Genomic DNA, 19886 nt, shown 5'->3' with positions numbered 1-19886 from the left:
GCCGACCGGTCCGGCGGGAACGGGGCGCGAACCGGTCAGCGCCGGTGGTGCGCCGTCTGGTCGAAGCGAGCGACGAAACGCCGTTGCCACGGTGTCTCGACGGCCCGGTGCAAGTAGTGCTCGCGGACGTAGGCAACGGCCTCCGCGGGGGGCACGCCGTCGAGGACCGCCAGGCACGACAGCGCCGTCCCGGTACGCCCGAAGCCGCCTCCGCAGGCCAGCTCGACCCGTTGCGTCCCGGCCCGGTCCAGCACCTCGTGCAGGACGCCGACGAAGTCCGTGCGGTCGGCCGGCAGCCAGAAGTCCCGCCAGCGTACCCAGCGGCTCTCCCACGTCACCGGCGTCGGCGGGGAGCCCACCAGGTAGACCCCGAACTGCGGCTCGGGTCCGTCCGGCAACGGATTCCGCAGGCCGCGGCCGCGCACCAGCCGTCCGGACGGCAGTCTCATGACACCTGCTGCGTTCGGCTGCCAGCCGGCTTCGGTCATTCGGAACACCCCCTCCACTACTCGGCCTCGGGACCGGTCCGGGAGAAAGCCTAGGCGACAGATTCCCCGAACCGGGACACCGGAGCAGGAATCGCTCGTCGGCGTCCCAGCCGGTGTGGCTACGGAGCACGGCCGTCACTCCTTGCCGGCGATGAGGACGGCGAACCCCACTCCGGGCAGCTCCGCGAAGGTGCGCATGCCGTCGATGAGCCCCAGCACCTCCTGCGCGTAGTCGCCCAGCGCCGAGATCCGCTCGGAGTTCGCCCGGACCCATGCGTCCACCACGGCGAGGGTCGGCGGGATCACCTGCTCGTGGATGTCTTCCACGTACCGGGTACGCAGCCCGGCGCGGGCGAAGAGTTGGGGATACTCGTCCAGGTACGGCGGCTGGGCCAGGTGGTAGTTCTGGTAGAGCTGTCTGACGAAGTCGTCCCGCTCCGGATCGTCCACTCGTTGGAGCACCGGTTGCGCGACCACCAGCCGGCCGGCCGGCCGCAGGATCCCGGCGATCGCGTTGAGCACGCCGGCCTGGTCGGGTAGGTGCTCAAGCGACTCGATGGCGAGGACCGCGTCGAACGAGCTCTTGTCGTACGGCATGGACGTGGCGTCGACCAGCTCGAACCGTACGCGATCGGCGACCCCCGCGGCCGCCGCCCGCTCGGTGGCGATGTCGACCTGCGCCTGGCTGATGGTGATGCCGACGACCTCGACCGGGACGGTCTCGGCGAGCCGGACGGCGGGACGTCCGGTTCCGCAGCCGAGGTCGAGCACTCGCTGGCCGGGCCGCAGCGCCAGCCGTTCGATCAGCAGATCGGTCAGGTTGTCGGCCGCTTCCCGCATGCCGACGTCCTCGTGCACGCCGTCCGGGAAGTACCCGAAGTGATGGCTGTCGCCGAGCATGTCCTCGGACAGCACGGTGATCTTGTCGTACATCTCCCCGACGCTCTCGCGGTCAGGGCGGTAGGAGTCGCTCACAGTGCTCCTTCTTCGGCGCGGTCGACCCAGGTCGCATACTGCTTGCGGAAACGCAGGAGGGCGTGGTCGTACCGGGTCGGGGTGGGCGCCGCGGTGTCGTCGGCGTTGCGGTAGATGGCGAGGTCTTCGCGGGTGCCCCACCAGTGGTGGGCGCGATAGGCGAGGTACACCAGCCGGTCCCGGGCCGGGTTGCCGGTACGGCGGACCAGTGACCAGCCGCGCAGGTGAGTACGCCCCGGACCGGCCGGCGTGACGCCGAGCAACTCCTTCACCACCACCTCACCGTCCAGCAGGAAGGTGAGGCGCTGCCCTGCGGGCCAGCCGTCGACGAGGAGTTCGAACTTCTCGCTGCGCAGCCCGAGCGCGCGGATCGCGGCGGGCACCTGAAGGCCGTGGAACTCCAGCCGGGCCCCGGTCCAGGCGTCCACGGGGATCGGCGGCCCGTTCTCGGCGGCCGCGGCCGGTTCCGGCAGGATGACCAGTTCCGGCGCACGATCGCACGCGACACCGTGCAGGGCCATGAAGTGGTAATGGTCGAAGGCGTTCTCGAGGACCCGGCGCGGCGTCGCGGCGGTCGTGTGCGAGAAGCGGTAGCTCAGGTATTCGCTCCGGCGCCCGGTCAGTGCCGGGACCTCCGGCAACGGGTAGGCCGGTTCGCCGCCGCCGTACCAGACCCAGAGGTAGCCGTACCGCTCGACGAGGGGATAGGCCCGCGGCTGTCTCATCGAGTGCGAGAGCCGCTGCATGCCGGGCACCGACGCGCACGCCCCGGTGGCGTCGAAGCGCCAGTGGTGGAACGCGCAACGCAGGCTGCCGTCGACCACCTTGCCGACCGCGAGGCTGGCGCCCAGGTGCGGACAGTGCCGCGGCATGATCGACGCCCGGCCGGTCCCGTCGCGCCAGGCGACCAGCTCGCGGCCGAACAGATCGAGCTTCCGAGGCCCGCGGCGCAGCTCGGCAGAGGCCATGGCGAGGTACCAGCCCGCGGCGAGCCGCATGTCGGTGCCCGGCTGCGACGGGGCCGTCCGGCGCGGTTGGTGCGAGATCGGGCTCGCCCCGGTCACGACCGGCTCCTGACCGGGGCGGTCGTGGTCTCGACCTTGCCCACCCACGACTGGTAGTACCGGCGGAACTGCGCAACGCCGTTGTCGTACGGGGTGCGCAGTGTGCCGGCGGTGGCCTCGGTCGTGTCGTAGATCGGGATGTCCTGCCGGGTTCCGGCGCGGCTCTGCCCGTAGAGCATGACGAGGTTGAAGAGCGTCCGCAGCCGGCCGGTGCGCGGCGTACCCGCCCAGCCGACCTGGGTGGTGACCCGTTCGGACACCGGCGTGATCGCCAGCAGCACCTTGAAGAACTCCTTGCCGTCGACGTAGCCGGTGAAGCGCTGGCCGCCGGGCCAACCGTCGACCAACAGCTGAAAGGCGTCACCAGCCGCGAACGTCGCCGCTTTGGCCATCCCCCAGCGGGCGGGATCGCGTACCGGGTGCCCGGGTGTGGCGATGCCCTCGAACCAGGCGCCGAGCCAGGCGGGGGAATCGATCGGCGAGCCGTTGTCGGCGGCTTCCGACTGATCGCGCAGCATCCGGAACTCGGTGTGGTCCAGTGACAGGCCGTGCAACGTCTGGAAGTGGTAGTAGTCGAACGCGTTCTCCAGCAGCTGCCGGGCCGTACCGGTGCTGCGGTCGGTGTAGCGGAAGCCGACGTAGCGATCCCGGTTCTCCGCGAGCGCGGGAAAGTCCGGCAGGCTGAACAGGGGCTCGTCGGTGCCGTACCAGACCCAGACGTAGCCGTAGCGTTCCACGGTCGGACAGGGCGTCAGCTTCGCGGTGGCCGGGATGCGTGCGGATCCGGGAATCCGCACGCAGGCGCCGGACCCGTCGAACTTCCAGCCGTGGAAAGGGCACCGCAGGCCGTCGTCGTCCACCTTGCCCAGTGCCAGGCTGGCGCCCTGGTGGGGGCAGTAGCGCGGAGCCACGACGGCCCGGCCCGAGCGTTCCCGCCACGCCACCAGATCACGGCCGAACAGCTGCAGGGCCACCGGGCGGTCGCGCAGGCGGGCTGTGGAGAGTCCCGCGTACCAGCTGGCCGCCAGGTCCGCGGGAACGGGATCGGCGGCCGGCGCGGGCAGGGCCAGCCGGTCGGTATGCCTTCTGGTCATTCGCACGATCCCGTTCAGTTGGTACGGGTGAGGATGTAGTCCGCGATGGCGCACAGGGGCTGAGCACCCGCGCCGAACAACTCGACGTCCTGCTTCGCCGAGGCGATGAGTTCGGTGGCGCGACGGCGTGACTGGTCGAGGCCGAGCAGCCGGGGGAACGTCGCCTTGCGCTGCTTCTCGTCCTTGTGCGGCGTCTTGCCGAGCTCGTCCAAGGTCGACGTGACGTCCAGGATGTCGTCGATGATCTGGAACGCCAGGCCGATCTTCATCCCGTACGACTCGGCGCGGCGGACCCTCTCCTCGTCCGCGCCGCCCAGAACCGCGCCCGTCACGACGGCGGCGCTGAGCAGCGCGCCGGTCTTGCGGGTGTGCATGCTCTCCAGCGTCGCCAGGTCGACGTCCTCACGGTCGGCCATCTGGACGTCGATGACCTGGCCGCCGATCGCGCCGTGGATACCGATGGTGTGCAGCAGAGTGTGGATCACCCGCAGGACCCGGCTCGTCGGCGCGTCCGTGTGCAGGAGCACGTGCTCCAGCGAGTACGACAGCAGCGCGTCGCCGGCGAGCAGAGCCATGCCTTCGCCGAACACCTTGTGGTTGGTGGGGCGTCCGCGCCGGAAGTCGTCGTCGTCCATCGACGGCAGGTCGTCGTGGATCAGCGTCGCGGTATGCAGCATCTCCAGGGCAACCGCGGTCGGCATCGCCACCTCGGTGCTGCCGCCGCAGGCCGCACAGGCGGTGAGACACAGGATCGGCCGGACCCGTTTACCGCCCGCCAGCAGCGAATATCTGATTGTTCGGTACAGCTCGTCGGGCCCGCCGATCTGGATCGCCCGCTCGAGTTCCCGGTTGATGAGCTCACGCTGTGAGCGCAGGCGTGATGGCAAGTCAATCTGTTTCAACATTGACGTTCCCCCATGGGTGCAAAGCCGGTGCAACCGTACTCCGCTCGTCGCAGAGAGTCAATGTTCATCTGTTATACATTGATTTTGCCCATCGCCGGACGACGGTGTTAATGTAGCGCCAGGGCTGAACCACGGGGGTGAAGTTATGATCAAAACGGCCGCCACCGCCCGGCGTCGACGTCGAGAAAAAGCGGGCTGACCCGGGAAAACAGCGAGGATTTGCGGCGGTCGACACTGCCGCGTCGACCCTTTGGCGGTGCTGCGGCGCCGCCATTTCCGTGTCGATCTTGGCATGCCGCCACCCGGCGCCGAACGGACACCCGCCAGGGTCGGCCACGATTTCGCATTGATGTGAACTTGCTATGACAACGATGAACAGGTCCGTTTACATTCATCGCGCCCGCGTGGGCGCCACCGACGGTGGAGAAGTGCATGGCGATACCTGACGCCCCGCGGCGGATACCCGTGATCGGGCATGCCGCGGTGCTGCTGTCCGACCCGCTCGGCTACCTCTCCACCCTGCCGGCGCACGGCAACGTGCTACGCCTCGCGCTCGGACCGGTGCGGATCGTGGTCGTCTGCGACCCGGAACTCACCCGCAGGGTCCTCGTCGACGACCGCACCTACGACAAGGGCGGCCCCTCCTTCGACTCCGGGCTCGAGGAGTTCGGCGACGGCCTCGCCTCCTGCCCGCACAGCCGGCACCGTCGCCGCCGTCGCCTCGCGCAACCCTCGTTCCACCACAGCCGCCACCCCGGATACGCCCGGGTGATGACGGGCCACATCGACACGGCGACCGCCGGCTGGCGGCCGGGCCAGGTCCTGGACGTCCGGGCCGAGATGGCGTCACTGTCGATGTCGATCGCCGTCGCGACGATGTTCTCGTCGTCGATGCCGGCCGACCGCCTCCGGCAGGCGGTCGGCGACCTGCAGACGCTCGTCAGCGGCATCCACCGCACCATGTTGCTGCCGCCCGTGCTGACCCGGCTGCCGCTGCCGGTCAACCAGCGCTACCGGAGGGCCGTCACCCGCCTGCGGCAGACGATCGGCACCATCGTCGCCGAGCGCCGCGCCCACGCAGGCGACCACGACGACCTGCTGGCCAGCCTGCTCGCCGCCCGCGACGACCAGAGCGACACGCCGTCCTCGCTGACCGAGAACGAGGCGGTCGACGAAGTCATGACGTTCTTCGCCGCCGGATCCGAGACGATCGCCAACACCCTCGCCTGGTCGCTGTACCTGCTCTCGCAGGACGCCGACGTGCGGGCCCGGCAGCGCGCCGAGGTCGAGCAGGTCCTCACCGGCGATGTGGCTACGTTCGAGGACATCCCCAAGCTGGAGCTCACCACGCGGATCGTCACCGAGTCGCTGCGGCTCTACCCGCCGGCCTGGATCGTCACCCGAGCCGTCACCGCCGACACCGAGCTCGGCGGGCACCCGATCCCGGCCGGCACGTTCGTCGCCTGGAGCCCGTACCTGCTTCAGCGCCGGGCCGATCTGTACGAAGAGCCCGACCGGTTCCGGCCCGACCGGTGGGACGCGACGCGCTGCCCGGCACCGCCGCGCAGCGCGTTCGTCAGCTTCGGCGGCGGCGCCCGCAAGTGCATCGGCGACCAGTTCAGCTACGTCGAGGCCACGCTCGCGCTGGCCACGATCACCCGCCGCTGGACCCTCGACCCCGTTCCCGGGGCCCGCGTCACCCCGGCCGCCTCGACGACGCTCTACCCGAAGAACCTCCGGATGCGGCTGGTCCGGGAGGCATCCTGATGGGGAATCGGGCGACGATGGCACGCGTACGGGAGCGGCTCCGCACCGAGCACGCGGTGTTGTCCAAGTCGCGCGGCATCTTCCGGGAGTACGTGACCGAGCTGTACCACCCGGCGCAGGAGCTGACCCGATGGCAGCGGGCCCGGTGCACTCCGCTGACGTTCCTCGTGGAGTACCTGGTCTACCGGGTCGACGCCGTCGCCGAGGACAGCCGCGACCTCGACCTCGACGTGGCGGACAACCAGCACTACGACAAGTTGGTCCGCTACAAGTACAGGTTCGAGGCACTTCTCCGCCGGGCCCGCGCCCACAACGACGCGGTGGCCCGCCAGCTCGATCTCGGCGAGCAGTACGTGCGCCTGGAGAACAAGGTGACCACGCACGGCGTCGCCGACCAGCAGCAGGTGCTCCGGCTCGCCGAGCTGCGCTCCTCCGACGTACGGCTGCTGCACGCCATGACGTTCGCAATCCTCCGCCGGCCGATCGACCAGGATCTCCTCGACCTGCTGTGGCCGGTGGAGGTGCTCGCCGACATCGGCAACGACCTTGAGCACTACACACAGGACGTGGCGAGCGGGCAGTTCAACACCTACGACGCGATCGTACGCCTCCACGGTGACGCCGCGCCCGCGCGGCTACGCGCCCAACTCGACCGGTACGAGGCGCTCTTCCTCGAACGTCTCGGCAGCTTCCCCGCAGCCCGGCGCGACCGCCTGGCCGTGCTCGGCACCCGCCGCTACCGGCAGCGTACCGCCCAGATTCCTGAGCCGATCCTCGAAAGGGCTCCATGACCTCGAACATCGTCGTCGTCACCGGCGTCATCTGTGTGATCTTCTGGCTGATCGCCTACGTGGGGATCATCTACCGCGGCTTCAAGGAACACACCTACGGGATGCCGATCGCGGCGCTGGCCACCAACCTGTGCTGGGAGGCCGCGTACGGATTCTTCATCAACCCCTTCGCCGACCACATCCACACGCTGAGCATCGTCTGGTTCCTCTTCGACCTGGTGATCCTCTGGCAGGTGTACCGGTACGGGCCCACCGAGTTCGACGCGCCGGTACGCCGCTACATACGGCCGGTGGCGCTCCTCGCCATCGCGGCCGCGTACCCGGCGATGCATCTGGCCTTCTTCGAGTTCAACGACCCGGACGGCGAGTACACCGGCTTCGGCATCAACGTCATGATGTCGATCCTGTTCATCACGATGCTGGTGCGCCGGGGCAGCAGCCGCGGCCAGTCGCTCTACATCGCGGTCGCCAAGTTCCTCGGCACGCTGTTCGCCTGGATCGCCACCGCGCTCACCGTGACGACCAGCGTCACCCAGCAGTGGCCGGACAGCCCGGCCTCCTTCGTCACCGACAGCGTGACGCACCAGGACTATCCGCTGACTCCCCTGGTCAACTATCTCTATCTGCTGGTCTTCATCGCCGACATCATCTACATCGTGATGCTGCGCCGACGGCTCAAGGCCGAGGGCGTCCGGCCCTGGCGGCACTTCTGAGGAGGACGGACATGGCCTGGATCCTGTTGCTCGGCGCCATCGCGTTCGAAGTGACCGGCACGTCGGCGCTCAAACACAGCGCCGGCTTCACCAAGCTCGTGCCCACGATCGTTGTCGGCGTGGCGTACCTGCTGTCCTTCACGCTGCTCGCCTTGGCGGTCCGGCACCTACAGGTGAGCGTCGCCTACGCGATCTGGTCCGGAGTCGGCACCGCAGCGATAGCGATCGTCGCCCGGTTCGCCTTCGGCGAAGCGCTGACGCCGGCGAAGATCGCCGGTATCGCGCTGATCATCGCCGGTGTGGCGACCCTCAACCTCGCCGGCGCGGAGTGACCGGGTGCGTACCGCCGTGGTGGCGGTGGCCGAGTACGCCATCTACCTGGTCACCGCCGCATTCGCCGTGTCCTGCTGGCGCCTGCCCGAGCCCTCCCGGCGCGTCATCGCCGTCCAACTGCTGGTGGCCACGGCTGCCACCGTCGCCCTGGTCGGACTCGCCGCGCTCGCCTATCACCACCCCCGGCCGTTCGCCGACGGCCAGGTGCAGCCATGGTTCCCGCACGACGCCGACAGCGGGTTCCCGTCCGACCACACCACCGCGACCACGATGATGGCAGCGCTGCTGTGGCCGTACCGTCGGGCCGTCGCGGCGGCGCTGATGGCGACCGCCGCGATGATCGGCGTCGCCCGGGTTCTCGCGCACGTGCACTGGCCGGTCGACGTCGTGGCTGCGATCGGAATCGGCGGCACCGGCGCGGCGCTGGGCTGGTGGCTCGGGGGGCTGATGATGCGACCACGCCGCCGGACGCCGGCGGGGCCGTAAGAGGACCTCCTCCCGCTCATGCGGACCGGGCATGCACTGGCCGGTCGACGTCGTGGCCGGCGCTGCGGCTGCCCGGGCGGGCTCCGGAACGCGGGATGCGTCGGGCGTCGCAGGGTGCGTACAGTTTCGGGTCGGACTTGGGGTGGGGCCGGCTGGATCCGGCACCGGAAACGGGACGAGACAGAGACGCATGGCGGAAATGAACCTGGAGAGCGGTCAGCACGCGATTGACCGCGACCGGCTGGAGACCTGTCTCAGCGTCTTTGCGGCGTTGGAGGCCCTGCCTCCGGATCATCCCGACGTGGTGCAGGTGCAGCGGGCCACCGCCAAGCTCTACAAGGTGATCAAGCAGCGGCGGCGGGAGGAGCGTCGGGACGCCATCCTGGCGGCCGACCGGGCGGTGACGGCTGCCACAGCCACCGGCGCCCCCGGGCGGATCGACGACGAGACCCAGGGCATTCCGCTCGCCTCGCCCACCGCCGGCGCCACGGCGGGCGTCCTGCACAACGCGCGCGGCTGCTACGTCTGCAAGCAGCGCTACCGCGAGGTGGACGCCTTCTACCACCAGCTCTGCCCGTCCTGCGCGGCGCTCAACCGCGAGCGCCGGGACGCGCGTACCGACCTGACCGGCCGCCGCGCGCTGCTCACCGGCGGCCGGGCGAAGATCGGCATGTACATCGCCCTACGGCTGCTGCGGGACGGCGCGCACACGACGGTGACCACCCGGTTCCCGCACGACGCGGTCCGCAGGTTCGCCGCGATGCCGGACAGCGCGGACTGGCTGCACCGCCTGCGGATCGTCGGGATCGACCTGCGCGACCCCGCCCAGGTGATCGCCCTCGCCGACTCGGTCAGCAGCCAGGGGCCACTCGACATCTTGATCAACAACGCGGCGCAGACCGTCCGCCGCTCGCCAGGGGCGTACGCGCAGCTCGTCGCCGCAGAGGCCGCAGCCCTGCCGGACGGCCCCCTGCCGGAGGTGATCATGTTCACCAAGCCGGCCGGCGGCCCGGCCAGGAGCCTGACCGCCGGGCCGAAGTCGACCGCGCTCACCCCGCACGCGCTGACCGCGCTGGCGTTGACCAGTGGCTCCGCCTCCCCGGAGCGGATCGCGGCGTCCACCGCCATCGACGCCGGCGGCCTCGTGCCGGACCTCGATTCGGTCAACAGCTGGGTGCAGCGGGTGCAGGAGGTCGACCCCCTCGAGCTGCTCGAGGTGCAGCTGTGCAACGTGACCGCGCCGTTCGTGCTGGTCAGCCGGCTGCGTCCGGCGATGGCCGCGGCGAAGGCCCGCCGCAAGTACGTGGTGAACGTGTCGGCGATGGAGGGCCAGTTCGGACGCGGCTACAAGGGCCCAGGGCACCCGCACACCAACATGGCCAAGGCCGCGCTGAACATGCTGACCCGCACCAGCGCCCAGGAGATGCTGACCGACGGCATCCTGATGACCAGCGTCGACACCGGTTGGATCACCGATGAGCGGCCCCACCCGACGAAGATGCGGTTGGCGGACGAGGGGTTCCACGCCCCGCTGGACCTGGTCGACGGCGCGGCCCGGGTGTACGACCCGATCGTCCGCGGCGAGCAGGGCGAAGACCTGTACGGCTGCTTCCTGAAGGACTACGCGCCCTGCGAATGGTGATCGGAGAAGTTGCACATGGCAGCTGACCAGGGCACGTGACGCTGACACGGCCACGCCAGATGCCCTGCCGCTGCTGGCGTGCCCCCGTTGGCAATGATTTTCCATATAAGAACCTCTGGCGAAACTTCCCTCCAGGCGGGACAGTGAACGGCAACGATGCCTCACCCCGTGGAGCTGCCATGGCCATGACACCGCTGCGCGCCGTCGCCCTCGCGGGTGCCACCGCGCTCGCCCTCCTCGGCACCACCGCCCCCGCAGGGGCCACCGGAGCCAGCACGGCCGCCCACGACGAGCAGATCACCTGGCAGGGCTGGTCCGGGGCCACCCTGTCAACCGGCGCCACCGCAGGCACTACCGTCACCGCCGCCGGGCTCACCCTCGGCACCCCGGTCGGCACCACCGTCTACAAGGACCCGCACACCAGCATCAGGCGGACCTGGGCGTACGGCACCTGGACCTCGCCGCTGACCGAGGTGGGCTTCGGGGCCAGGGAGCTGATCGCCTCCTGGAACGCCGACACCCCGGCCGGCACCTGGCTCCAGGTCGAACTCCAGGGCACCTACACCACCGGCACCCGCACCCCATGGTACGTGCTGGGGCGCTGGGCCTCCGGCGACGCCGACATCAAGCGGACCAGCGTCGACAGGCAGGGCGACAGGACGTCCAGCATCTCGACCGACACCTTCGCCATCGACAACGCGAGCGCCGGGGTGCTGCTGCGGGCGTACCAGCTCCGGCTGACCCTCTACCGCGACCCGGCGAAGACCGCCTCCCCGCTGGTCCGCTCGGTCGGCGCGATGAGCTCGAACGTGCCGGACCGGTTCACCGTCACCCCCAGTGCCGGCCATATCGCCTGGGGCACCGAGCTGGCGGTCCCCCGCTACTCGCAGAACGTCCACGCCGGCCAGTACACGCAGTACGGCGGCGGCGGTGAGGCCTGGTGCTCGCCGACCTCCATCGAGATGGTGATCGAGTACTGGGGGCGGAAGCCCTCCGCCGCCGACACGTCCTGGGTGGACCCCAGCTACGCGGACCCGACGGTCGACCACGCCGCCCGGATGACCTACGACTACCAGTACAAGGGCGCCGGCAACTGGCCGTTCAACACCGCGTACGCGGCCAGCTTTCCCGGGCTGGAAACGAAGGTGACCCGGCTGCACTCACTCGACGAGATCGAGCACTTCATCGCCGCCGGCATCCCTGTGGTGGCCAGTCAGTCCTTCCTCGCCAGCGAGCTGACCGGGGCGGGCTACGGCACCGCCGGGCACCTGATGGTGGTGGTCGGCTTCACCGCCACCGGTGACGTGATCGCCAACGACCCGGCCTCGCCCAGCAACGACGCGGTACGGCACGTCTACTCCCGGACGCAGTTCGAGCAGATCTGGCTGCGGACCAAGCGGACCACGGCCAGCGGCGGCGCAGGCAGCGGCTCCGGCGGCATCGTCTACCTCATCAAGCCGACCGGAATGGCCTGGCCGCAGGTGACGGACTCCACCAACTGGTAGCGACGGTCGGCACAGTCGCCATCGGGCACCGGCACCGGCCCTCCCTCGACCGACCCCGGGCGGCCACCCGCATCGCCCCTGCGCCGCGGTGGCCGCCCGGTCGGCATACCGGCTGCGATCGGTGAACTCGGTGGCGGCAGGGCGGGACGCGCGAGCCTGGCACACGCTGCCGCCACCTGATTCGGTCGCCCGGCGGTCCTACCCCGGCAGCCAAGCCCGGAAGTACCAGCCGTTGTATTCGCTGTTGGGCAGGGTGCGGTACTCACAGTTGCTACTGACCTCACCCCAGTAGCTGGCATCGATGCGGTAGCGCTCGCACTCGTCGTAGGTCACGAAGTAGCCGTTCCAATCGAATTGCACGGCGGCGGCCGGGGCCGGCTGGACGGTGAAGCTGACGGCTGCCGCGGCGGCGGCGACAACCCCGAGGCGTGCGAGCCGGCGGCGGAGCGGCTGGGGCATTGCGAGTCCTTCCGGAGTGGTGACGAACCTGCCGACCATTATAAATCCACGATCGCCGATTGATGATCCACCGTCCGGATAGCCTGGACCCACCAATATCGGCGGATGCCACCGCCACGGCCAGCCTGTCGCCGGCTCGACGATCTGCATGGCCCGGAACTCCGATCCCGCACCGCCGGAAAGCAGCACCACCGGTCGCTTCTCATCGATCTGGGCCCACCAGAGCTCGCCACGCTCCACGTACCGACCCTGGCAACGCCGTCAGGTCGGCGCTGTCGGGTCGCACTGGTTGCGCCTCCTGCGTCAGCGCGGCCCGCGCCCCCATGGACCGGAGGTGCAGGGGCCGAGCCTTTCGGGCGTCCCCACGGCTGGGGCCGTGCGTGGCCACGGACGCAACCCACGAGGGAGAGCCGTGACCCGCTTTCCGTACGCCACCGCATCGATCATGCGGAGCGCCCAGCGGGACCCGAACCCCTGGCCTTCCGATCCGCGTGATCGGTCGTCGTCGACGATCACGGCACGGGCCTGTCGCAGGACCCCGATGAGCCGGTCGATGCACGCCGCGTGGAACTCCGCGCCTCCGGGCATGGTGCGACGACGTTGGGGATCGGTGCCCGAATCTGTAACTATCCGTTGCGTGATGCTCACCAAAGGAACTGGTCGTTCGGGGGCGTCGGAATGAGCGGCCGGCTGGGCACGCTCCTACGGCGGCACCGTGCATCCGCCGGGCTCACCCAGGAGGAACTCGCCGAGCTGGCGGGCGTCGCGGTGCGTACCGTGCGGAACCTCGAACTCGGCCGGGTGGCCCGACCTCAGCGCCGCACCGTGGAGGAACTGGCCGACCGGCTCCGCCTCTCCGAGCCGGACCGGTCCCGGTTGCTCTCCGTGGCCCGTGGCGGCCCGGACAACGACCGGGCGGGCTCGCTGCCCGGGGACCTGGCCGACTTCGCCGGCCGGGCCGAGGAGCTGCGCCGGCTCGCCGGCGAGGCGGAGGCCGCCTGCCGGTCCGGCGCCGTCCGGGTCGTCGTCGTCAGCGGCCCGCCCGGCGTGGGAAAAACCAGTCTGGTGGTGCACTCCGCGTACGCCCAGGCACGCCGGTTCCCGCACGGGCCGCTCTTCGTCGACCTGCGGGGCATGGACGACGAGCCGACGACCCTGGCGCAGGCCCTCGACCAGCTACTCACCGCCCTCGGCGTGACCCAGCCACCGTCCTCGCCGGACGCCCGGCTGACCCTCTGGCGCACCCTCACCGCCGACCGACGAGGGCTGCTGGTTCTGGACAACGCCCGGGACGAGGCGCAGGTGCGGTCTCTGTTGCCGAGCGGGCCAGGCTGGCTGGTCCTGATCTCCAGCCGGAACACGCTGGCCGGGCTGGCCGGGGTGTACCGGTTGCCGCTGGCAGTGCTGTCGAACGTCGAGACGTACACCCTGCTCGCCACGACGGTGGGCGGTGGCCGGATCGACACCGAGGGCACGGCGGCGGTGGAGCTGGGCCGGCTCTGCGGCGGGCTGCCGCTCGCCCTCCGGGTGGCCGTGAACCGGCTCGCGGTGCGTCCGGAGTGGAGCGTGCAGTCGCTGGTCGAGCGGCTCCGTGACGAGCAGCGCCGGCTCGACGTGCTGCGGGCCGGCGACGTCCAGGTGCGCAGCGCCTTCGAGCTGTCGTACCGGCTGCTCGACGCACCGGCCCGGCGGGCGTTCCGGCTGCTGGCCGCCGTTTCGCTGCCGCAGTACTCCGCGCCGGTGGTCGCGGCGCTGACCGGCGAACCCGTGACGGTCACTGAGGACCGGCTCGACGGCCTGGTGGACGCGGGACTTCTCACCGCTGGGGCCACCCCCGGTCGGTACGTCCTGCACGACCTGCTGGCGCTCTTCGCCGCCGAGCGGGTCGCGGGGGACGAGACGGCGGAGGGCCGGGAGGCGGCCAGGGACCGCCTGGCCGCGTACCTCCTGGACCGGGTCGCGGCGGCCGAGGGGTGGCTCGACCCGGTCTGCCGGGAGCCGTCGGGCGGTTTTCCCACGGCAATCGCGGCGGTGGGCTGGCTCGACACCGAGCGACCGGCCTGGTGGTGGGCGGTCCGGCACGCGGCAGCGCGGGGACGCCATCACGAAGTCCTGGCCGCCGCCCGGCACCTGTACTGGTACTCCGACCGGCGACACCTGGCGGTGCCCTGGGACGAGCTGTTCGGCCTGGCGGTGCGTGCCGCGCGGGCGCTCGGCGACCCGGGCGCCGAGGCCACCCAGCGGAACAGTCTCGGCTGGGCGCTGCACCTGGTCAAGGGCGAAGCCGACGAGGCTTTCGTCGAGCATGACACCGCGCTGGCGCTGGCCGAGGCGGCCGGTGACCCACGGACGATCGGATGGTCCCGCTGTTACCTGGCCGGCCTACTGAGCAGGCGGGGCGCTCCCGCCGAGGCGGTGGAGCAGTTCCGGGCGGCCAGGCGGCTGTTGTCGGACGCGGACGACAAACTCGGCTGGATCGTGGCCTCCTATTCGCTGTCGGACCTGCTGCGGTCCCTCGGCCAGCTCGACGAGGCCCTGGAGTTGGTCGAGGACGCCCACGCCGGCTGGGCGACCGCCCTCCCGGACCGGCTCTCCAGCCGTCCGCTGCGGGGCTGGATGCGGCTGCGGCTGGGGTTGTTGCAGGCGGACCTCGGCCGGTTCGGCGACGCAGAGGCCACCCTGCTCGGGGCGATCGGGGACTTCGTCGCCGGGGACGACCCGAACGCCAGCGGCCGGACCCACCTGAGCCTCGCCGAGGTGCTGCTGCGGGCGGGGGAACCGGACCGGGCCAGGCACGCGCTCGACCGGGCCACCGACATCCTCGAAGCGGTCAACGACGTCCCGTCGGTCCGGCATGCGGAGCGGGTGCGGGCTCAGCTCGGCGAGCCCCTCAGGTGACCGGATCGACGCCGCACCGGCGACGCTGCACCAACCCGAGGGTGATCGCCTCCAGGGTCAGCTCGGCCTTGTTCCCGACGTCGAGCTTCGACCTGATCCGGGTGACGTAGGTGTTCACCGTGGCCTCGGAGATGCCCAGCCTGCGGGCCGTCTGGGCATGTGTCAGGCCCTGGGCGATCAGCTCCAGGGTCGCCGCCTCCCGGGGAGCGAGCGCGGGCCGGCGGGGCGCTCGGGAACGTGTCCGGTCCCGGCCCGGCCCGGGACCCGGCGCGCAGGCCGGGCCCCCGCCGCCGGCCGCCCCCCGACCGCCGGTGACCACACCGCCGGACTGGCCGCCGCCGACCGGGCGCTCCGGGCCGGGGCCGTCCGCGTCGGCGCGGAGCCGGGCGGAGAGCATCGGGCACAGGTAGAACCCGCCGGCCGCGGTGACGTCGAGGGCGATCCGCAGCTGCGTACGCTCGGTCGCGGTGCTCACCACCGAGCGGGCGCCGGCCCGGATCGCCTCCATCGTCATGGCCTTCGTCGACTCCGGCATCATCACCAGGGTCGGGTGTCGGGCGCAGGCCCACCGGACCACCTGCGGCAGCGGGTCGACCAGGACCACCACCGTGTCGGGGCCCCCGCCGACCGCGGCTACCTCGCTCGCCGTGTCGACGGCGAGCAGACACCGAACCATGTCGTTGCCGTCGATCAGCTGGTGAACCCCGCGCCGGGCCAGCGGCTCGGACACCACCACACACACGTCGTACATCCGCCCACCTCTCGGTGAGCAGTCAACTACGGAATGGGTGGCGGGACGAGGCAAGAAGACCGGCAAGAACGGTGTCACACCGGCAGGTAGCCGAGTTCGACCGCGCGCTGGGTCAGCTCGGCCTTGTTGGCGGCGCCGAGCTTGCGGCGCAGCCGCTTCGCGTACGTGTTGATGGTCTGTTCCGTGACTCCTAGACGGCGGGCGGCCTGCCGGTGGGTGAGGCCCTGGGCGATGTACCGGAGCGTCTCCACCTCCCGGGGGCCCAGGGACGCCGGGTCTCCCCGGCCGTCACCGCCCGGCCGGCCGCCGACCGACGCCGCCACGCTCCGCGACAGGTACGACCCGCCGGTGAGCACCGCCGACCGGGCCAGGTTCAGCTCGTCGGTGCCGTCGCCGTCCCGTAGGACAGCCCGGACCCCGGCGGCGAGCAGCGCCAACGGGGCGACCGTCGTCTCGTTGGGCAGCACGAGGAGGACCAGCCCGTCGGCGGTGAGGTCGGCCAGCTCCGGCCAACGTTCGCCGGCCAGACCGTCCCACCGGACCACGACCGGCATGGGTCCACCGGCTTCGGGTGGGTCGACGGTCGACATCAGGTCGCTCCTGGGAAGGATGGGTGCCCGAACCCCAGCGTGTTCCGAGCGCTACCGATGGTAGATGCCCCGGAAGTCCCCGAATTGACGGCTGCCCATGTCCCCCGACGGCCGAGCAGAATCTGCGACGCGACGTGGGTCGCCCACCTCCCCAGCACAGGCGGTCCCGCCTACGCCGTGACCGCGCCCGACACCAGCGCGGCCCGGTGCTGGCGTCTGGTCGCGGACCGGCAACGGCCCGCGTTGTCGTGGCGACAAGGGAGACAGATCACATGACTTCGAGGGATCGTCCGGCAGCCGCCTCCGAGGGGCGCCGGTACCTGAGGTTACGCTGCTTCGGCGGGTTCCGGCTGGAGCCGGACGGCGTCCCGGTGGACTGGTCGGGCATACGCCCCCGGATCCGGACCCTGATGCGTTACCTCGCGGCGGACGCCGGTCAGCCGGTGCACCGGGAGCGGATCACGGCGGCGCTCTGGCCGGAGCTGCCGGACCGGGCCGCGATCAACAACCTACACGTCGGCGTCTCGACACTGCGTACCTTCCTGGAGCCCGGCGTGGCCCGGGGCGCGTCCCGGTTCATCATCCGCGACGGGTCGACGTACCGGTTGGACTTGGGGGCGGGCGGTGTCTGTGACGTGTCAGCCTTCGAAGCGTCGCTGGTCGCCGTTCGGCGGGCCCGGTCGACCGGCGAGGACGCGGCTGCCGTCGCGGCGCTCCGCAGCGCGCTCGACCACTACACCGGTGACCTGCTGCCCGAGGACGGACCCGCCGAGTGGGTGCTCGCCGGCCGGGACCGGCACCGGGCCCGGGCGACGGAGGCCGCGGTGCTGCTCGCCCGGCTGGAGCTGAACCGGGGACGGGCCCGGGCCGCGGCGACGGCGGCCCGGCGGGCGCTGGAGTTCGACGGTTACCACGATGACGGATGGCGGCTACTGGTCGCCGCGCAGCGCCGGGCCGGCGACGTGGCGGCGTCCCAACGCAGCCAGCAGGCGTACGAACGGATGCTCCGTTCGCTCGGCGTCGCCCGGCCGGCCGACACCCGAACCGTGCACGTCACGGCCGCCTGAACACCTCGATCTCGGCCAGCGCCACCTGCCGTCCCTGCTGCGCGCCGTAGCTGGCGTCGACGGTCAACCGGAGCCGGGCCACCCCGCCCGTCACGTGGTGGAAGCTCTGCGGTCCGGGCCGGTCGGTCAGGCGCAGCACCGTGGTGCTGCTCGTGCCGTCCCTGGTCCACAGGGTCATCGTCAGCTCGGCCGGCCTCCCCTGCCGGACGAACGCGTCCTGCTGCGGGGACGCCCCGGTGTGCACGATGAGGTCCATCAGCCGGATCGGCGGGTCGAAGGTCAGCTCCACGTACTGGCCGGTGGCCGGCCGGTCGGTGGCGGGTGCCCAGTACCGGTTGTTCAGGCCGTCCACGGTGGACCGGGCGGGGTGACCGGACGCCTCACTGGAGGCCGTCACCGTGCTCGGCAGGACCGCCTCGGGCTTCGCCGTCCGGTCCCGGACCGCGTCGACGACCGGGCCCGCGAAACGGGCGACGGCCCAGACCGCCCCGGCGACCAGGACCAGGACCACGAGCACCGCGAGCAGCCGCCGCAGCCGGCCCCGGCCGGGCCGCCGCCGGGGCCATCGCAGCCGCCGCCACCACGGTACGACCGCCGTCGGTCGGGCCGTCGCGGTCAGCGGCCGACCGCACCCCCGGCAGAACGAGCTGCCGCCCCGGTTGGTGGTCCCGCAGGCCGGGCAGACCACGTCGTCCGCGCCGCCGGCCCGGTCACCGGCGAAGTCGCGGACCTCGGGCGTGGGCGCGACGGGCCGGCCCGGAAGCACCGCGCCGGGCTGGCCGGCGACGGGAGGCCGGTCGGCGGCCGGCGGTGGGGTGCCGGCGGCCCGGTCGGGGGGCGGGGTGGGACCGGTCTCGTCGGCGGGGCGCACCGGCACCACGAGCGCGGCGGCCCGCCGAAGGTCCCGCTCCTGCGCCCGGTGTTCCTCGTGCCCGACGTCCCCCGTCCCGGCCGCCGGCTCGGCCGCCGGTTCGGTCGGTTCGGTCGGTTCAGTCAGTTCAGTCGGTGTCCTGGCCGGCGTTTCCTCCGCCGCCGTCCCGGCCGGCATTCCGGTCGCGGTCGCGGCCGGCGTGGCGCCGCCGCCGGCCGGGGCGTCCCTGGCGGTCGTGGTCGCCGGCGCGGGTGCCGTGTCGGTGGCGTCCCAGGCGAGGAAGGCACCGCAGGTGCCGCAGAAGCCGTCGCCGGCGGCCACCTCGGCGCCGCAGTTGTCGCAGATCCTCACCGGGGCCCGCCCGCCGCCGGGCCGTCGTCGGGCGACAGCACCTCCACGGTGTACGGCACGTGTGCCGGCCGGTTCGCCTCGACCACCGCCCGGAGCCGGGACTCCAGGGCCGCAGTGGGCTCGGACACCCTGATCCGTACGGTCAGGGCGGGCTCGGCGGAACCGGGCAGCTCGGCACCCGGGGTGGCGGACCAGGCCGTCCCGCCGCTCTCGACGACCTCGGGGGTGACGCCGGTGGCGAGCCGGATCTCCTCGGCGAGCCCGGCGGCGGTGCCGCGCACCCGGTGCCGGGCCACCGCGCCCGCGACCATTCGGCGGCGCTCGTCGGTGCCTGCGTCGCGCCCGCCCCCGGCGGCGACCCAGCCACCCAGCCAGTCCACGAAGTCCGGCGGGGCCAGCGCCGGGTCGAAGTACGCCCACAGGCTGTCCAGCGTGGCGTGCACCGGCGCGATGACCTGGTCGTACGCGTCGGTCAGGCGCTGGGCCAGGTCGTCGGCGGCGTAGACGGCGGGCAACCGCCGACCCAGCGGGTCGGGCGTGGCCAGTCCCTCGATAGCGGCGCGCATCCGCGTGCTCCCTCCTGCTCAGGCGCCCGGCGGGCGCTCGTCGACCCGGACCTGATGCTGGTGGGAGAAGGCGAGGGCGTGCCGGTCCAGCTCGATCCGGGTCACCTGCTCGCCCCGGCGGCCGGTCAGCGGGTCGGCGGGAAACATCCGTACCTCCTCGACCACCTCGACCCCCGGCAGCCGTTGCAGGACCCCGAAGATCTCCCCGGAGTGCACCTGCCGCCCGAACGGCCACCCCGTCCCCTCCGGCCCGCCGCGTACCGGGTCGAGGTACCGGTACAGGGTGGCCGTCGCCTCGGCACGGAGCTGCGCGGCGGCCGTGTCGGGGCGGGGAACAAGCCGGGCCGCGACCGTGACGCCCTGGTAGAACGGCGGCTCCACCATGAGCCGGGTGCCCACCGGGCGGCGGGCGTCGAGGTGCTCGGCGATGGTGGCGAGCATCCCGTCCGGGGGCACCAGGTCCTCGAAGTGGAGCCGGCCCTCCTCGTCGGCGGCCACCTCCGGCACGACCAGCAGCCGGACCCCGCCGGCCGCGCTGCCGTCACCGGCGGGCAGGCACCGGACCCGGGC

19 protein-coding genes and 1 pseudogene are annotated in these 19886 nt (G+C 71.8%); 9 read left to right on the top strand and 11 right to left on the bottom strand.

The annotated features are described in order from the left end of the window. Nucleotides 1-35 precede the first annotated feature (35 nt). The 5 genes from ABT023_RS23485 to ABT023_RS23465 all read right to left on the bottom strand — a co-directional run bounded on the left by ABT023_RS23485 (nt 36) and on the right by ABT023_RS23465 (nt 4526). Entirely contained in the window at nt 36-449 is a 414-nt protein-coding gene (locus tag ABT023_RS23485; RefSeq protein WP_350888546.1) for a protein-tyrosine phosphatase family protein, read from the bottom strand. 174 nt (nt 450-623) lie between these two features. Beyond that, nucleotides 624-1463 (bottom strand): SAM-dependent methyltransferase, encoded by an 840-nt coding sequence (locus tag ABT023_RS23480; RefSeq protein ID WP_350888545.1) that lies wholly within the window; start codon nt 1461-1463, stop codon nt 624-626. Continuing rightward, nucleotides 1460-2527 (bottom strand): aromatic ring-hydroxylating oxygenase subunit alpha, encoded by a 1068-nt coding sequence (locus ABT023_RS23475; RefSeq protein ID WP_350888544.1) that lies wholly within the window; start codon nt 2525-2527, stop codon nt 1460-1462. Before ABT023_RS23475 ends, ABT023_RS23480 begins: the two co-directional genes overlap by 4 nt. After that, nucleotides 2524-3621 carry a Rieske 2Fe-2S domain-containing protein gene (locus ABT023_RS23470; protein ID WP_350888543.1) on the bottom strand — a complete coding sequence of 366 codons (1098 nt, stop codon included), beginning with the start codon at nt 3619-3621 and terminating at the stop codon, nt 2524-2526. The genes ABT023_RS23475 and ABT023_RS23470 overlap by 4 nt, the downstream gene beginning before the upstream one ends. A 14-nt stretch (nt 3622-3635) precedes the next feature. Then, entirely contained in the window at nt 3636-4526 is an 891-nt protein-coding gene (locus ABT023_RS23465) for a polyprenyl synthetase family protein (protein WP_350888542.1), read from the bottom strand. 432 nt (nt 4527-4958) lie between these two features. On the opposite strand from ABT023_RS23465, the gene ABT023_RS23460 reads away from it, so the two are divergent. The 7 genes from ABT023_RS23460 (at nt 4959) to ABT023_RS23430 (ending at nt 11763) form a co-directional block, all read left to right on the top strand. After that, nucleotides 4959-6293, top strand: a complete 1335-nt coding sequence (locus ABT023_RS23460; protein ID WP_350888541.1) for a cytochrome P450 — start codon at nt 4959-4961, stop codon at nt 6291-6293. Nucleotides 6294-6310: 17 nt separating this feature from the next. Continuing rightward, on the top strand, nt 6311-7084 hold the full coding sequence (locus ABT023_RS23455) for a hypothetical protein (protein WP_350888540.1): 774 nt from the start codon (nt 6311-6313) through the stop codon (nt 7082-7084). Next, nucleotides 7081-7797, top strand: a complete 717-nt coding sequence (locus ABT023_RS23450; RefSeq protein ID WP_350888539.1) for a transmembrane-type terpene cyclase — start codon at nt 7081-7083, stop codon at nt 7795-7797. Before ABT023_RS23455 ends, ABT023_RS23450 begins: the two co-directional genes overlap by 4 nt. Nucleotides 7798-7808: 11 nt before the next feature. Next, nucleotides 7809-8129: a DMT family transporter gene (locus tag ABT023_RS23445; RefSeq protein WP_350888538.1), complete on the top strand. Its 321-nt coding sequence runs from the start codon at nt 7809-7811 to the stop codon at nt 8127-8129. A gap of 4 nt (nt 8130-8133) precedes the next feature. Then, nucleotides 8134-8616, top strand: a complete 483-nt coding sequence (locus tag ABT023_RS23440; RefSeq protein WP_350888537.1) for a phosphatase PAP2 family protein — start codon at nt 8134-8136, stop codon at nt 8614-8616. 190 nt (nt 8617-8806) lie between these two features. Continuing rightward, nucleotides 8807-10258, top strand: coding sequence for an SDR family NAD(P)-dependent oxidoreductase (locus ABT023_RS23435; RefSeq protein ID WP_350888536.1), 1452 nt, complete (start codon nt 8807-8809; stop codon nt 10256-10258). Between the two features lie 179 nt (nt 10259-10437). Then, on the top strand, nt 10438-11763 hold the full coding sequence (locus ABT023_RS23430) for a C39 family peptidase (RefSeq protein ID WP_350888535.1): 1326 nt from the start codon (nt 10438-10440) through the stop codon (nt 11761-11763). 198 nt (nt 11764-11961) lie between these two features. On the opposite strand, the gene ABT023_RS23425 is transcribed toward ABT023_RS23430, so the two are convergent. Continuing rightward, entirely contained in the window at nt 11962-12462 is a 501-nt protein-coding gene (locus tag ABT023_RS23425; RefSeq protein ID WP_350888534.1) for a hypothetical protein, read from the bottom strand. 438 nt (nt 12463-12900) lie between these two features. Here ABT023_RS23425 and ABT023_RS23420 point away from each other — a divergent pair, with 438 nt between their 5' ends. Continuing rightward, a complete protein-coding gene (locus ABT023_RS23420) occupies nt 12901-15120 on the top strand; it encodes an ATP-binding protein (RefSeq protein ID WP_350888533.1) in 2220 nt (739 codons plus the stop codon). Here ABT023_RS23420 and ABT023_RS23415 read toward each other — a convergent pair. Both ABT023_RS23415 and ABT023_RS23410 read right to left on the bottom strand, forming a co-directional pair. Beyond that, nucleotides 15113-15871: a helix-turn-helix transcriptional regulator gene (locus ABT023_RS23415; protein ID WP_350888532.1), complete on the bottom strand. Its 759-nt coding sequence runs from the start codon at nt 15869-15871 to the stop codon at nt 15113-15115. The genes ABT023_RS23420 and ABT023_RS23415 overlap by 8 nt on opposite strands. Before the next feature lie 74 nt (nt 15872-15945). Next, nucleotides 15946-16461 (bottom strand): helix-turn-helix transcriptional regulator, encoded by a 516-nt coding sequence (locus ABT023_RS23410; RefSeq protein ID WP_350888531.1) that lies wholly within the window; start codon nt 16459-16461, stop codon nt 15946-15948. Between the two features lie 272 nt (nt 16462-16733). Between ABT023_RS23410 and ABT023_RS23405 the strand changes: the two genes are divergently transcribed. Continuing rightward, complete coding sequence (locus tag ABT023_RS23405) at nt 16734-17528, top strand: AfsR/SARP family transcriptional regulator (RefSeq protein ID WP_350888530.1); 795 nt, start codon at nt 16734-16736, stop codon at nt 17526-17528. Here ABT023_RS23405 and ABT023_RS23400 read toward each other — a convergent pair. From ABT023_RS23400 to ABT023_RS23390, 3 genes and pseudogenes are all read right to left on the bottom strand, one after another. Continuing rightward, on the bottom strand, nt 17515-18750 hold the full coding sequence (locus ABT023_RS23400) for a zinc ribbon domain-containing protein (RefSeq protein ID WP_350888529.1): 1236 nt from the start codon (nt 18748-18750) through the stop codon (nt 17515-17517). The two genes, ABT023_RS23405 and ABT023_RS23400, sit on opposite strands and share 14 nt — an antisense overlap. Beyond that, entirely contained in the window at nt 18747-19316 is a 570-nt protein-coding gene (locus ABT023_RS23395) for a phage tail protein (RefSeq protein WP_350888528.1), read from the bottom strand. Before ABT023_RS23395 ends, ABT023_RS23400 begins: the two co-directional genes overlap by 4 nt. Before the next feature lie 18 nt (nt 19317-19334). Beyond that, nucleotides 19335-19886 (bottom strand): annotated as a pseudogene (locus tag ABT023_RS23390) (putative baseplate assembly protein); the annotation flags it as partial.

Source organism: Micromonospora sp. NPDC002296, from assembly GCF_040296145.1.
Classification (GTDB): Bacteria; Actinomycetota; Actinomycetes; order Mycobacteriales; family Micromonosporaceae; genus Micromonospora.
Note: the sequence above shows the minus strand (reverse complement) of the source record. Positions and strands in the feature narration are given on the sequence as shown.